Source organism: Neobacillus solisequens (assembly GCF_051233465.1).
Classification (GTDB): Bacteria; Bacillota; Bacilli; order Bacillales; family Cytobacillaceae; genus Neobacillus.
In genome coordinates this window covers 102,002-116,195 of record NZ_JBKFGJ010000011.1, presented here as the reverse complement: position 1 = coordinate 116,195, position 14,194 = coordinate 102,002, and the positions used below count along the sequence as shown (strand labels likewise).

Genomic DNA, 14,194 nt, shown 5'->3' with positions numbered 1-14,194 from the left:
TAATATTTAGAAAGTTTAATCTTCTTAATAATATGAGTGCAATAATTGTGCCAACAAAAAAAGTTCACAGAATAGTCATAATTGGAGTTTCACCCTCGGTAAATAATTTCAAAATTGAAATTTCGATTCAAATATGAAATAATTTACTAAATAGTTGCACTATTTTAACTTCTGTAGAGGAGGGCTAAATGGGTGGAGTCCGTCATTTTATCTAATGAACAACTACTTCAAGCCTATCAATCGAGCATTCTTTCCATTTACGACGAAATTATGGTGACGAACTTAAACGGAACCATTGTATTTCGGAGTGGGGGATTGAAAAATTTTTGGTCAACAAACTCTACCACATTTATAGGAAGAAACATTAACGAACTCGAGGAAATTTCGTACTTTGGTGATCCCATACTACAGTTATTAAATAGGGAGGCTCATTCACTTCAATTAAGGGCTTGGAATGACAGTAACATTCTTGTAACCGTTTTCCCGTCGGATACAAATGACGGGGAATTATTGATATGGGGGTTAAAAGGGATCTCCAATCAAGTAATAGATGCAAATAATATAAAAGAGGGAATGAACCCAAAAGGCATTCCAACAATGGTCGTTCATAGTCAAAAAATGCAAGATATCCTATATACGATAGAGATGGTCTCAAAAGTCTCGACATCTGTTCTTTTATTAGGGGAATCCGGTGTCGGTAAAGAAATGATCGCCAAAACGATTCATCAGTTAGGAAATAGAAGGTCTAAACCATTTATTGCCGTTAATTGCGGTGCCATTCCAGAAAATTTATTAGAAAGTGAATTATTTGGCTATGTCGGCGGTGCCTTTAGTGGTGCTAATAAAAATGGTGCTCCAGGAAAGTTTGAATTAGCCAATGGAGGCATTATTTTTCTTGATGAAATAGGAGAAATGCCACTGAACTTGCAGGTTAAACTCCTTCGAGTTTTACAAGAAAAAGAAGTAACCCCTTTAGGAAGTTCGAAACCGATTCATATTGATGTTCAAATTATTACGGCAACCAATCAATCATTGGAAAAAATGGTGAAAGAAAAAAGATTTAGAGAAGATCTATATTATCGTTTAAATGTGGTCCCTATTGAAATCCCTCCACTTAGGGAAAGAATAGAAGAGATACCTTATTTAATTTTTCATTTCGTAGAAAAATATAATACTAAATTTAATAGGCAAATTAATATTTTACCGGATGCCATAGAATTATTATCTATTTACGATTGGCCAGGCAATGTTCGGCAACTTGAAAATACAGTGGAACGAATCGTTGTAACCAGTAGAGAATTTAACGTGGATTCAAGCCTTGTTTACAGATACATTCCATGGGAAAAGGCTATGAGCCATGAGCCCCCGATGATCAATCACATTATGCCGCTGCAGGAAGCAGTTGATATCATCGAAGAACGGTTAATTACAATGGCTATGGAAAAATATAAATCACTGAAACTTGCAGCAAAAGTGCTGGATATCAGTCAACCCACGATGAGCAGAAAATACAAAAAAATTCGCGAAAGAATTCAACAAGAGACTCTCTCTCCTTCCAATAAAAGACAGATCCTTGAACAACATCTCAATAAACAATTACGATCGATGGCAATCGTTACATCTGCCGTTATTCTACCAGAAGAAATTTCAGAATTAGTTAATCATGATGCTTCACCTTCCAGCACAACTTATAAAAACGTCCAAAAAAAATTAACGAAAATAAGGGAACAAGAAGGAATCATTGAGTGGGTTTACATTTTTAAGGTCTTAGAAAATAACAAAATGCTGACGATCGTAGCCGATGAAGACTTCGTTATCCCAGCTGGCCAAATCTATGAAGCTCCGCCAGAAAATTTGAAGGTTGCCTTTGAGGCAATGAATGGAAGGGCTGGAGTAACCCCCTTATATGAAGATATCTATGGAGAATGGAAAACAAGTTTTGCTCCTATCATGGATCATAACGGAAAAGTGTTAGCCATTATCGGCTTTGATCACAGCAGAGCATATATCGAAACGGAGTTAAAAAGAATAGAGGATATGTTAAAAAAGCACTAGCTGTAGGCAACTTCTGTGGTAATAATCATAATACAAAATGCAAGGTGGCAATAACCTTGCATTTTGTCTTTCGGTACCCATTTTTTATTTAAACTTCTCTACGCATAGCTTTTAAAACATCAACCTGTGTTGCACGCTGTGCCGGTCGGAATCCGGAAATAATTGTCACCAGGAAGCAGATGATAAAGCAAATAACCGGCAATATCGGCGGGATGTCACTAAAGATTACGTTCAACATCGTGTCTTTACCAAATGCCTGTTTGATAATAAAGGGAATAAGAAGATTGACTCCATAACTTATTCCGTAGGAAACGACTGTCCCGAATATCGCGCCAATTAAGCCGATATAACTGCTTTCCAGAAGAAAGATTCGTTTGATAGTTTTGGGATTGGCCCCAATCGCTTTCATAATGCCAATATCAGGCGCACGTTCCGTTACTGCCATTGTCATCGTGTTATAAATACCGATGGAGGCAATGAGAATGGCAATAGTGCCAATAAATATGAGCCCTGCTTTGGCAATCATAAATACCATATTTACTTCTTTTAACTCATTTACAACAGAATAGGTGGCATAGTTCTCCTTTTGTAACGCATCCACAATTCCCTGAACCGATTCCATGTTTTTGGCATAAACCTTAACCTCATTGTAAGATTCGTACATTTCCTCTAATCCCTGTGTTGATTCCTGGCTGTTTGGGTCAAGCAGGATTCCTCTAGGCGTTCCAGTAAAGTTTTCAATATCTCTTAAAAGCTCATCTGAAATAAAAACGTTACGATCCTGAACCCAGTCCTTTTTAGGCTTTTGTGATATTCCGACCACTTTAAGTGGAAATACTTTTTCCACCTGCTGGCCATCTTTGTTCTGTCTTATGGTTACTTCTATCGTTTTTCCGATTACCTGGTCAGGATAAAGATACTTTTTCTTTACTTGACCATTGTTATCAAAAAGATCTTCCCCGGCATCCTTTGCAGCCAGATTGAGCGGGAAGTTGTAACCAATGACGATTTCATTCTTCGTTCTTGGCAAACGTCCATCTGATAACTCAAACCCTGCCTTAATTTCCTCTGGAAAATTCGTTACAAAAGCTTGTGTGTCCTCCTGATAATTTCCAATTGTAAACTGGGTTTGCTGCTGCAATTCTTTTCTTCTCGTTACAGCTTTAACATTATTAATCTTTTCAAAAAATGGTATATCTTTATCGGTAATCTGTCGGAAACCTGTATTGTCTTTTCCTTCACGGCCGTGGACATCAATTTCTGTCATGACCCGCCTTTCCGTAATTTCCTTGACAACAGATTTCTGTAACCCAAAACCAACTGAAGCTAGGACAATAAGAAAGGCGCATCCCATTGCTGTAGCAAGGATCGTCATGAATACTCTCGTCTTATTTTTTTTCATGTTTTGCCGAACAAAGCGGAATTGGTCCTTTAATCTCATATCATTACCTCCTCGGCAATTCGGCCATCCTTTAATGCTATCGTTCGATGTCCGATTTTGGCTACCTTCTCATCATGCGTAATTATTAAAAACGTGATCCCCATTTTATTATTTAATTCTTGAATGAATTCCAGCAATTCTTCTTCCGTTTCACTATCAAGACTACCTGTTGGCTCGTCTGCTAGAATAATAGGAGGATTAACAATTAGTGCTCTGGCAATACTGACCCGCTGTTGCTGGCCCCCGGATAATTCACCAGGATAGTGATCCTGATAATCTAGCAATCCTACTCTTTGAAGCATTTGCTCGGTTTTTTCTTTCCTCTGACTCTCGGTAACTCCCTTTAATATTAATGGCAGCTCGACATTTTGAAATGCTGTCATGCTCGGTATCAATTGAAAGCTTTGAAAAATAAAGCCCAGATTTTGGATTCGGAAATCAGCAAATTTCCCTTCTGAAAAATCGGATACCTCCACACCATTAATAGAGATTTTTCCTTTAGTAGGACGAATAAACCCGCTTACTAAATTTAGAAGGGTTGATTTCCCTGAACCACTCCGCCCAACAATCGTAACGATTTCACCCTTTTCTACAGAAAACGAAATATCTCTCAGTACGGGTATAATCGTTTGTCTGCCTTTTTTGCCAATTATAAAATCATGGCTTAAATTATTTACAGTAATCATACATTTCCTCCTGTTTCTAACTGCTTCACCTTAATAGACGATCAATATCCCACATGTCCCTACAGTTATTTTAAAAAAGTTAAAATAGTAGAGGGAATCCATTTTTTAGGAGGAGATTAATGACAAAAAGAAGAATATTAGTTATAAAAAAGTAAAAGGTGATCTATTATGAAAGAATTTTTACGAAAACCCTCCAAAGTTGCCCTAACATCATTGACAGCAACCTTAGTAGTTTTCATTTTGCTTATGGGTGTTTTGCGATTAGCTGGAGTGGAATCAAGGTTTGTGCACATGTTTGGAAAAGTAACCATCGCTATTTCTCTACCATTTTTAATATTGAACCCTTTATTTGGTTTTATCTATTCGTTTTACATAAAAGGAAAACGTAAAATACTCTACATACTTTTGCATTTGGCCTGCGTATGTACCATTTCTGTGTTTGCTTTTATGGCATTTATGTTTAGATATTTTGTTCCATTTGCACCATAAACCTAACTATATAAATAAATTGCTAAATAAGGAAAAGAATATAATAATGAAAAATATATAATGCCATTTATTCGTTTGATTATTTTGGCAGATAGAGGGAGTCTACTTTTTAATTGATTAAGTTAGAAAATAATAGGACTAGTGGACTTTAAATGGAGAATTTTTAAAAATGGCGGAGGAGGATGTTAATGCCTCATTTATTTATTAGAGGAATAACAGTTGAACAAGTAAAAACCATCAGTAAACCCATGGTTCAAGAATTAGCTCGGCTCTGTGAGTGTGGGACAGATAATTTTACCCTGGAGGTTGTAAATGCTACATTTGTTTTTGATGGAAGTGAGGTTCCGGGCTATCCATTTATCGAAGTAAAATGGTTTGATCGGGGTCAAAAGGTTCAAGATGAATTTGCCCATATTATCACAAGACAGGTTCAGGCTCTTGGGATACCGGATATAGAAGTTGCCTTTAGTACTTTTAGAGAGTCGGATTATTATTTAAATGGGAAAAGTTTTGCCTAAATAAACAGGGAGGAAAAACAATCCTCCCTAAATTTTACATAAGGTTATTAATCTCTTTCTCTTGCCCTCTGTGTATCTCTAATATTCTTTTGAACTGTTACGGCAGCAAATATACTAAGAACAAAGGCCATTCCATAAAATCCCTTTTCACTTAAAACAATGCTCCCTGCATTATATAAACCGATCCCCATTAATGAAATGGATACAATTAGTGCAAACCAACTAATACCATAATAAATATTAGTAACAGGTATCCCTTCCTCTTTATCTCTTACGGCCTTTTGTAAAGATACGGCTGAGTAGAGTCCAAATATTAAGACGGCAAAGTAATATCCTTTTTCGTTTAGTTGCATCGAAGCATTAAACAAGCCTATGAGATACGCAGAAATACCAACTAACAGAGCTCCCCAAGAAGCGCCTTTGAATGCTGGAGTAGGTTCTCCTTCTTTCCTTTCTATTTTTATTTTTGTGTCATTTTGTTTTCCTTTATCTAATAGAACCTCATTATCATTAGACATTGAATACTTCGCCTCCCCATTGAATGTAATAAAAATGGAGCACCTATAGTACTCCTACCTATATTAATTATATTGATTTTTTGTGTAAAAGATAGATAATTTTTACCTTTTTTCCAATTATTTCATTTAATTTTCCTTTTTGTTTTTTGAGAGGAATTTCTTAGAGAATGTCCTTGCGTTAAGGGTTGGAAGGAGGATCTATCATTTTTAAATGGAAATTAAGGCTCGTGATATTTTCCTGCTTTATTTTTCTTGTCTTTGATATAAACCTTCTTATTTCAGAATACTGCGTCCAAGGTTTTCTCGACTTCGGACACCATTAATCAATTATAAGCGTTGCCGTGTCCGAAGTTGTCTCATCTTCGGACACCATTAATCAATTATAAGCGTTGCCGTGTCCGAAGTTGTCTCATCTTCGGACATGACCAATCAATTATAAGCGTTGCCGTGTCCGAAGTTGTCTCGTCTTCGGACATGACCAATCAATTATAAGCGTTGCCGTGTCCGAAGTTGTCTCGTCTTCGGACATGACCAATCAATTATAAGCGTTGCCGTGTCCGAAGTTGACCCGTCTTCGGACACCATCAATCAATTTTAAGCGCTTCGTGTCTGAAGTTGCCCCGTCTTCGGACACCATCAAACAATTATAAGCGTTGCCGTGTCTGAAGTTGCCCCGTCTTCGGACACCATCAAACAATTATAAGCGTTGCCGTGTCTGAAGTTGCCCCGTCTTCGGACACCATCAATCTATTTTAAGCGCTTCGTGTCCGAAGTTGCCCCGTCTTCGGACACCATTAATCAATTATAAGCGTTGTCGTGTCTGAAGTTGCCCCGTCTTCGGACACCATCAATCTATTTTTCGCTCTGTCATGTCCAAAGTAAGAATCTACTAAAGATGAATTTGAAATATAGTATAAAGTGGAGGAGTAATTGTTACCATCTAAAAAATAATCTATAGTAAGGGATAATAAAATAACCAAAGGAGACAATCACTATGGAACGACTGCAAATTGCGAATCTGCCAACCCCGATTCATAAAATAGAGCGGCTTAGCCAAGAATTGGGAGTCAATCTTTATTTAAAACGAGATGATTTTACAGGTACGGAGGTAAGCGGTAATAAGGTAAGGAAGCTTGAGTTTTCAGTAGCAGAGGCACTGCGTCAAGGGTGTGATACTCTTATTACGGCTGGTGGAATACAATCCAATCATTGCAGGGCAACTGCAGCTGTTGCTGCGAAGTTGGGATTAGTTTGTGACTTGGTGATTAGGGGAGAAATTCCGAATCAAATTGAAGGTAATCTGTTCATAGATCATGCTCTCGGTGCTCGTGCTCATTTGATTACACCGGATGAATCCAGGGAAGCTAAGATGGAAGAAGTAGTAAAAAATCTCAAGACAGAGGGACATAAACCATACGTTATTCCTGTTGGAGCATCGAATGCGATAGGATCCTTGGGGTATGCAGCGGCAATGGAAGAAATTATCCAACACGAAAATGAACTCGGAATCTATTTTGATAGGGTGGTCATTGCTGTTGGATCAGGAGGAACGTATGCGGGGCTTTGGTATGCAAATCAACAACAGGCGACAAAACGCAAGATCCTTGGTTACGCTGTAGACCATAATACAGAAACCTTTGTGGAAGTCATAAAGGATATTTTGAAAGAAATGTACCAGAATGATGGTTTGAAAGTACCGAAGGAGTGTAAGGATATTTTTATCAATGACCAATATATCGGTGTTGGATATGCGAAGAGCACATCAGAAGAGCTAGAATTTATAATGAAAATGAGCCGAGAAAACGGATTTTTGCTAGATCCCGTTTACACGGGGAAAGGATTCTATGGTATGGTTTCAGATATACAAAAGGGTAAGTTCCAAGGTGCTAAAAATATCCTTTTCATCCATACTGGCGGTCTTCTAGGATGGACTCAAGAACATAGAGAAATGGCATTGAAGACTCTATAGCTTATTCTAATAAAATATTTAGGAGGTCCTTATGCAAAAAATAATTCCGCATTTATGGTATGACAAAGAAGCAAAAGAAGCTGCGTTATTTTATATTAGTGTATTTGAGAATTCCCGACTTTTAAATGTGACCGTAATTGAAAACACTCCTTCTGGTGATTCAGAAATAGTAAGTTTTGAATTGGATGGACAACGGTTTGATGCTATTAGTGCAGGGCCTTACTTCAAATTTAATCCATCGATTTCCTTAATAGTAGCTTGTTCCTCTATAGAAGAGGTAAATGTAAAATGGCAAGCTTTAAGTGAGGGCGGAACGGAATTAATGCCACTTGGGGAATACCCTTTTAGCAAATGGTATGCCTGGGTTCAGGATCGGTATGGCTTGTCCTGGCAGTTAATGCTAATGGACAAAGCTCAATCTGTCCCAAAGATTACGCCTAGCTTCCTTTTTGCTAATGAATCATGTGGGAAAGCAGAAGAAGCAATAAAGTATTACACCCAGATATTTGAAAATTCAGGAATAGAAATAATTAATAGGTATGGTGAAGGAGAAGCTTTGTTACCCAAGGCAAAGGTCAATTATGCTTCCTTCCATCTTTGCGGAATCCATTTTTCAGCAATGGATCATGCCTTTGAAGCGGATTTCAATTTTAATGAAGCATTTTCTTTTGTTGTAATCTGTAAAGATCAGAAAGAAATTGATTACTTTTGGAATAGGCTTTCTGCAGTACCTGAAGCTGAACAATGCGGCTGGGTAAAGGACCAATTCGGGGTTTCATGGCAGATCGTACCGGATAATATGGATGAGGTTATGTTTAAGGGTTCAAAAGATGAAAACAGAAGAGTTTCTGAGGTACTCTTAAAAATGAAAAAAATAGATATTGGGACATTGGAAAAAGCACGATTTACAAAGCAATAAGAATGAAGGAAGATAGAACAGTACATATGAATCAAAACTATGGCAACTCACTCACAAGGGAGTTGCTTTTTGTATTTTCACCAAGATTTCACCATTCTCTATTAAAATTTATTAGAACAAGGATTGAGAGGGGAAGAATGGGAGGATGAAAAATGAGTACAAATAAGCTTATTCTGCTATATCTGGGAATCACTCTTGTAGGGAGCCTTCTGCCTGTTGTAAGGGTATTTTTATCACATTTTCACAATTTAATCAGTCTTGGCATCAGTGTTTGTCTGGAGGGCGGTCGGAAGAATAAAATACAACTGCATAGAGATGGGACGGGACAGACAACAGGGGCGGCCATTTCACCGTTAAAGAAGGCCATTACGATATATGCTGGCTATACAGGAACAATGGTAGGAGCAATTGGCTTATTTTATTTAGTGGAAAGAGGCAGCTATGAATGGGTGATTGCACTGTTTTTAGGGTTTACCATTCTTGCCTTATTATTATGGATTCGTAACCTGGTAGGAGTAATATGGGCACTTACCGTGATCGTTCTTTTAGTAGTGCCGTTATATTTTCAATTCCAAATATTCTTACCAGTCAATTTCAGATATGAACTAGCGTTACCTTTCAGTATTAGTTACGATATGATTCTCGTTCAAATTAGTATTTTATTGGCCTCCGTTTTGTTTATTCAGTCCATTATTACTACGTTTAAAGTGTGTAGGCAAAGCTTTATGGCAAAGAGCAACCCAGGAAGGAAGGCAGCCATTGTTCAAACGAGGTATATTCCGGCAGTTGTATTAGGATTAGTCTTGCTTGGTCAGAACGTGTTTGTAGGGTACTTGTTTGTTGAAAATTTTTTAGGTTTACCGTTTCATTCATTATTTGGTCTTAATTTATAATAAACGTTCAAGCCCTTTCTAATAACATTGGAAAGGGCTTTTTCGGTATACTGTATCTTAGTCGAACTTATATAAATTAACGAAAAGGGGAGAGGAAGTTGAACATTCAGTTATTCCATTCATTGGAAGGTGAAAAAGTCTATTTCAAACCACTTAGTTTAGAGGATGTCACGGAAATTCATGAGTTTGCTTCAGATCCAGAAGTTTCACGTTTTATTGGATGGGAATTAAAGAATACTTTAGATGAAACACATGAGCATATTGAAACCATGTTAAAACGAGAAGAAGCAGGGACTCATTTATATGCCTCCGTTGTTATAAAACCAACAAAAGCCATAATTGGAACAGTGATGATTTTCAATTTTGACAAGGAAGCGAATCAAGCTGAAATTGGTTATGTTTTTCACAAAGATTATTGGGGAATGGGATATGGCACAGAGAGTGTTGCATTGATGAGTGATTTTGCTTTTAAAAATCTCAATCTCCACAAGCTTCATGCTAGTGTAGTGGATGTTAATAAGGGTTCTGCACGGATTCTTGAAAAAAATAAGTATGAGTTAGAGGGACGCTTAAGAGACCACTATTTTATAGAAGGCCATTTTTATGATGCATTGCTTTTTGGAAAACTAACATATTGATGTCAAACAAATTGGGATTGAAATAAAATTCTCTGCATTCTACAGCATATTTTTCCCATCCTATAAATGGAGGTGAAAATATGAAAAAAGATTATCCCATTGAATTCACTGGAAAGGTTATAGATCAGCGAAATAATTTGACGGGGCCAAATGATACAGGCAAGAATGGCTATCCAAAAGCACCCAAGCATGTACCTATTCAGGATGCTAACAGGAGGGAATAAAAGCATGGATCAAAAGTATAATACAGGCGATGACGCCACTGTAGAATTAAAGAAATCCTTAAGTAAAAGCACACCGAGAAAATATCCAAACATGAGTGAAGCAGAGTATAAATTGAAATATCAAGGGAAGAAAAGCTAAACATGAAAGGCTGACTCAAGAGTCAGCCTTTTGCTTGGCAATTTGAAGAAGTTAAATGGAGGATATCTAAAATAATGATTACAAATATTTTACATATCTAAAAGTGTTCTCTATTATTTTTATTAAAGCTGTGTTAAACAGCCCTGTTGATTTTTATCCCCGATAGACTGGAGCGGAAAACAACATACAAGTTTTAACATAGCCAAATTGTTAAAGAAAGCGAGTGATTGTCTTGATAGGTATGCAATATAAGATCAAGTTTCCAAAGGATTACGATATGGGGATTATTAAAAAAAGAGTAACCGATAATGGACATAAGACCGATGGTTTCCCAGGACTGCTTTTTAAAGCTTATTTAATTACTGAAACAGAGGAAAGCGGGAATTTTTATAATTCCTATGCGCCTTTATATATCTGGAATGACTCTGAAGGAATGAATAAGTTTATTTTCGGTGGTTTTTATGACAATATTTTAGGTTCCTTTGGCTGGCAGCAAATTAACATGGGGGTTCCTTATTCTATAAACCTCGATAAAGAGTTTAATAGGAGCAAGTATGTAGTGGAAGTGAAGGGGAATATTCCAGAAAGTAAGTCGTTAGCCAATAGGGATTTCCTACCATTTCAACATCTAGTAGAAAATAGTTTAGGAAATGTCCTCATCTATAATCCCGACAAATGGAGCTATAGCAACTTCTTTTTTTATGAGAGGAAACCGGAATTATCTCCAACAGACGACATCACAATATATGAAATCCTACATATTTCCCAATAATAAAGCCGGGTCCCGTGATAGGGGCCCGGCACATGTGTTAGGCTTCAACTGCTTTGAAAAATTGCGGTAAATATTCTTTATGTGCTTCTAACATTTCATCTAAAATCTGTTTTCCAATCTTGTCAGAAGGAACAAGAGGGTTGATGGTCATCGCTAGAAGTACAGTGTTGTAATCACCTGTTACAGCAGCTTCTGCGGCCACTCGTTCAAATGATTTAATTTGTTGTACAAGGCCTCTTACCGCAACTGGAAGGTCACCAACTGAAACAGGTTTAGGGCCGTCCTTCGTAATGATACAGTTCACTTCAACCGCGGAATCATCCGGAATACTTGCAATGGCCCCATTATTTCTTGTGTTAACTGGCTGAATATCTCGTTTATCATTATAAATAGAATTGATTAAGTTACAAGCAGCATCACTATAATAAGCACCTCCGCGTTTTTCTAATTGAGGAGGCTTAATGGCCAAATTCGGATCTTTGTACAGTTCGAATAGTTCTTTTTCAACCTGCTTTACCACTTCTGCGCGAGTTCCTTCCTCATTAGCTGCACGCATTTCATCTTCTAGCATTTCACTAGTTTTATAGTAATAACGGTGGTATGGACATGGGATAGCGTGTAATCCTCTTAAGAAATCAGGCTCCCAATCAATAGCCTTAATATTTTTCATTGTCATGGCATTACCCGGATTAGTCATTTTTTCAATAACTTCATCAAGGACGCTAACACCATCAACATACACATTTAAACCAAACACCATATGATTTAGGCCAGCAAAATCAATGTGCACTCTTTCAGGAGAAACATCTAGTAAAGTAGCAGTTTGCATTTTGATGCCGACAGGAACATTGCAAAGCCCTACAACCTTTTTAATATTGCTGTAGCGAAGCACCGCTTCTGTCACCATACCAGCTGGGTTTGTGAAATTGACCAGCCAAGCATTAGGACATAATTCTTCTATATCTTTACAAATATCTAAAATGACTGGAATGGTTCTTAAACCTTTAAACAGTCCGCCTGGCCCGTTTGTTTCTTGTCCGATGACATTATATTTTAATGGAATTCTTTCATCTTTTGCACGTGCATCCAGTAATCCAACGCGGAATTGAGTGGTAACAAAATCAGCATTTTTAAGTGCTTCACGACGGTTTAAGGTTAAATGAACTTCAATGGGAAGACCCGCTTTTTCAACCATTCTCTTTGCGAGATTTCCAACAATGTTCAATTTTTCCTGACCGGCTGGAATATCAACCAACCATAGCTCTCTGATTGGCAGTTCATCATATCTTTTGATAAATCCTTCTACAAGTTCTGGGGTATAGCTGGATCCTCCACCAATCGTGACAATTTTTATCCCTTTTTTCATACGCCACCTCCGGTTATTTTTCAAAAATACTTGCTAGACAATTAGAGTTTACAACCGTTTAGAAAGTTCCGTAAATAAGCTAAAGGGAAATAGTAAAGAGTGGCACGGAATGAAATATGTTTCATTAGGAAAACACAGTGTTACAATAATTATTATATTGGTGCTGCTTCATTTTTTTTCAATTCGCATTATATATAAGGAAAAAATGGCCGAACTAAAAAATTGTCGATTATGTGTCAAAATGCACAACTATTTTTTCGAGACTGTGATATGATAGGCGTATACTACTTTTGGAGGTACAATAAATGCAAGTCACTTTAGAAAATTCTAAAAATACCAAAAGTGATACACTACCATTTTCAAGGACCAATCCATTTCAAGCAAAGGTTCTTAAAAATATTAATTTAAATGGACCTGGTTCAAGTAAAGAAACAAGACATATTGAATTATCATTAAAAGGCTCTGGCCTTTCGTACAATCCTGGAGATGCACTTGGCATTGTTCCGTCTAATGATCCTGAACTTGTCGTTGCGCTTCTTAAGGAAATGAAATGGGATGAAGAAACAATTGTAACTGTCGGTAAGCAAGGCGAGACACTGTCACTAAAGAAAGCGCTGACAGATTATTTTGAAATTACCCTGTTAACAAAGAAAATTCTACAAGGTGCAGCTGGGTTTACAGACAACGAAGAATTGCAAAAGCTAGTGTTGGTTGAAAATGCGGCACAGCTTAAGGAATATTGCTACGGTCGTGATTTGCTTGATATGCTTCGTACATTTGGTCCGTGGAAAGCTACTGCTCAAGACATCGTGTCATTATTAAGAAAAATGACTCCGCGCCTCTATTCTATTGCGAGCAGCATAAGTGCAAATCCGGATGAAGTACATCTTACAATTGGTGCTGTACGCTACACGGCGTATGATCGTGATCGTAAAGGCGTTTGTTCTGTTTTATGTGCGGAACGGGTTCAAGAAGGAGATACTCTTCCTGTTTTCGTCCAAGCCAATAAACACTTTCATTTGCCGGAGTCTCAGGACAAAGATATTATTATGGTTGGTCCGGGGACGGGAATTGCCCCATTCCGTTCTTTTATCCAAGAACGGGCTGTAAATAAGGCAACCGGCCGCACATGGTTATTTTTTGGAGACCAACACGCTGCATCTGATTTCCTTTATCAAAGCGAGCTGGAAAAATACCAACATGAGGGAGTATTGACTAAGCTAGATACAGCATTTTCCCGTGACTCTGCTCAAAAAGTTTATGTCCAACATAAAATGCTGGAAAATAGCAAGGAGTTATTCTCATGGTTAGAAAACGGTGCCTATTTCTACGTTTGCGGTGATAAGGAATATATGGCAAAAGACGTGAACGAGGCGCTTATTAACGTGATTGAAAAAGAAGGTGCCATGACTCGTGAGGCAGCTGAAGCATATCTTCAAGACATACAAAAGCAAGGACGTTATCAACGAGACGTTTATTAATATAACTTGAAAGGGATCCTCCGATTGGTCGGGGGATTCTTTTTTTTCTAAACATACTTTGATCCGAGGGACCGTTCAAATGTTCT

The 14,194-nt window shown here is 37.6% G+C and carries 15 protein-coding genes; 11 read left to right on the top strand and 4 right to left on the bottom strand.

Annotated features, from left to right (window positions below):
• The first annotated feature begins 192 nt into the window (after positions 1 to 192).
• Positions 193 to 2,055 (top strand): sigma-54 interaction domain-containing protein, encoded by a 1,863-nt coding sequence (locus ACI3K6_RS12035; RefSeq protein ID WP_435555018.1) that lies wholly within the window; start codon positions 193 to 195, stop codon positions 2,053 to 2,055.
• Positions 2,056 to 2,143: 88 nt separating this feature from the next.
• Here the strand turns inward: ACI3K6_RS12035 and ACI3K6_RS12030 are convergent, their stop codons facing one another.
• Both ACI3K6_RS12030 and ACI3K6_RS12025 read right to left on the bottom strand, forming a co-directional pair.
• Positions 2,144 to 3,496 carry an ABC transporter permease gene (locus ACI3K6_RS12030; protein WP_435555017.1) on the bottom strand — a complete coding sequence of 451 codons (1,353 nt, stop codon included), beginning with the start codon at positions 3,494 to 3,496 and terminating at the stop codon, positions 2,144 to 2,146.
• The gene (locus ACI3K6_RS12025) at positions 3,493 to 4,182 is read right to left on the bottom strand and encodes an ABC transporter ATP-binding protein (RefSeq protein ID WP_435555016.1); all 690 of its coding nucleotides are present in this window, start codon (positions 4,180 to 4,182) and stop codon (positions 3,493 to 3,495) included. The genes ACI3K6_RS12030 and ACI3K6_RS12025 overlap by 4 nt, the downstream gene beginning before the upstream one ends.
• Positions 4,183 to 4,350: 168 nt before the next feature.
• On the opposite strand from ACI3K6_RS12025, the gene ACI3K6_RS12020 reads away from it, so the two are divergent.
• Both ACI3K6_RS12020 and ACI3K6_RS12015 read left to right on the top strand, forming a co-directional pair.
• A complete protein-coding gene (locus ACI3K6_RS12020) occupies positions 4,351 to 4,671 on the top strand; it encodes a hypothetical protein (protein ID WP_435555015.1) in 321 nt (106 codons plus the stop codon).
• 188 nt (positions 4,672 to 4,859) lie between these two features.
• Positions 4,860 to 5,189 carry a DUF1904 family protein gene (locus ACI3K6_RS12015; protein ID WP_435555014.1) on the top strand — a complete coding sequence of 110 codons (330 nt, stop codon included), beginning with the start codon at positions 4,860 to 4,862 and terminating at the stop codon, positions 5,187 to 5,189.
• Between the two features lie 47 nt (positions 5,190 to 5,236).
• On the opposite strand, the gene yiaA is transcribed toward ACI3K6_RS12015, so the two are convergent.
• Positions 5,237 to 5,707 (bottom strand): inner membrane protein YiaA, encoded by a 471-nt coding sequence (yiaA, locus tag ACI3K6_RS12010; RefSeq protein WP_335481796.1) that lies wholly within the window; start codon positions 5,705 to 5,707, stop codon positions 5,237 to 5,239.
• Between the two features lie 994 nt (positions 5,708 to 6,701).
• On the opposite strand from yiaA, the gene ACI3K6_RS12005 reads away from it, so the two are divergent.
• The 7 genes from ACI3K6_RS12005 to ACI3K6_RS11975 all read left to right on the top strand — a co-directional run bounded on the left by ACI3K6_RS12005 (position 6,702) and on the right by ACI3K6_RS11975 (position 11,261).
• Positions 6,702 to 7,676, top strand: a complete 975-nt coding sequence (locus tag ACI3K6_RS12005; RefSeq protein WP_435555013.1) for a D-cysteine desulfhydrase family protein — start codon at positions 6,702 to 6,704, stop codon at positions 7,674 to 7,676.
• 31 nt (positions 7,677 to 7,707) lie between these two features.
• Complete coding sequence (locus ACI3K6_RS12000) at positions 7,708 to 8,595, top strand: VOC family protein (RefSeq protein ID WP_435555012.1); 888 nt, start codon at positions 7,708 to 7,710, stop codon at positions 8,593 to 8,595.
• Positions 8,596 to 8,747: 152 nt separating this feature from the next.
• Complete coding sequence (locus tag ACI3K6_RS11995; protein WP_435555011.1) at positions 8,748 to 9,488, top strand: M50 family metallopeptidase; 741 nt, start codon at positions 8,748 to 8,750, stop codon at positions 9,486 to 9,488.
• Positions 9,489 to 9,586: 98 nt separating this feature from the next.
• A complete protein-coding gene (locus tag ACI3K6_RS11990; RefSeq protein WP_435555010.1) occupies positions 9,587 to 10,126 on the top strand; it encodes a GNAT family N-acetyltransferase in 540 nt (179 codons plus the stop codon).
• Positions 10,127 to 10,206: 80 nt separating this feature from the next.
• Positions 10,207 to 10,350: a hypothetical protein gene (locus ACI3K6_RS11985; protein WP_435555009.1), complete on the top strand. Its 144-nt coding sequence runs from the start codon at positions 10,207 to 10,209 to the stop codon at positions 10,348 to 10,350.
• Between the two features lie 4 nt (positions 10,351 to 10,354).
• Positions 10,355 to 10,489 carry a hypothetical protein gene (locus ACI3K6_RS11980; RefSeq protein WP_435555008.1) on the top strand — a complete coding sequence of 45 codons (135 nt, stop codon included), beginning with the start codon at positions 10,355 to 10,357 and terminating at the stop codon, positions 10,487 to 10,489.
• Between the two features lie 232 nt (positions 10,490 to 10,721).
• Complete coding sequence (locus tag ACI3K6_RS11975) at positions 10,722 to 11,261, top strand: DUF4865 family protein (protein WP_435555007.1); 540 nt, start codon at positions 10,722 to 10,724, stop codon at positions 11,259 to 11,261.
• A 37-nt stretch (positions 11,262 to 11,298) separates the two neighbouring features.
• On the opposite strand, the gene ACI3K6_RS11970 is transcribed toward ACI3K6_RS11975, so the two are convergent.
• Positions 11,299 to 12,627 (bottom strand): 6-phospho-beta-glucosidase, encoded by a 1,329-nt coding sequence (locus ACI3K6_RS11970; protein WP_435555006.1) that lies wholly within the window; start codon positions 12,625 to 12,627, stop codon positions 11,299 to 11,301.
• A 305-nt stretch (positions 12,628 to 12,932) separates the two neighbouring features.
• On the opposite strand from ACI3K6_RS11970, the gene ACI3K6_RS11965 reads away from it, so the two are divergent.
• A complete protein-coding gene (locus tag ACI3K6_RS11965; protein ID WP_435555005.1) occupies positions 12,933 to 14,108 on the top strand; it encodes a sulfite reductase subunit alpha in 1,176 nt (391 codons plus the stop codon).
• The last annotated feature ends 86 nt before the right edge of the window (positions 14,109 to 14,194 follow it).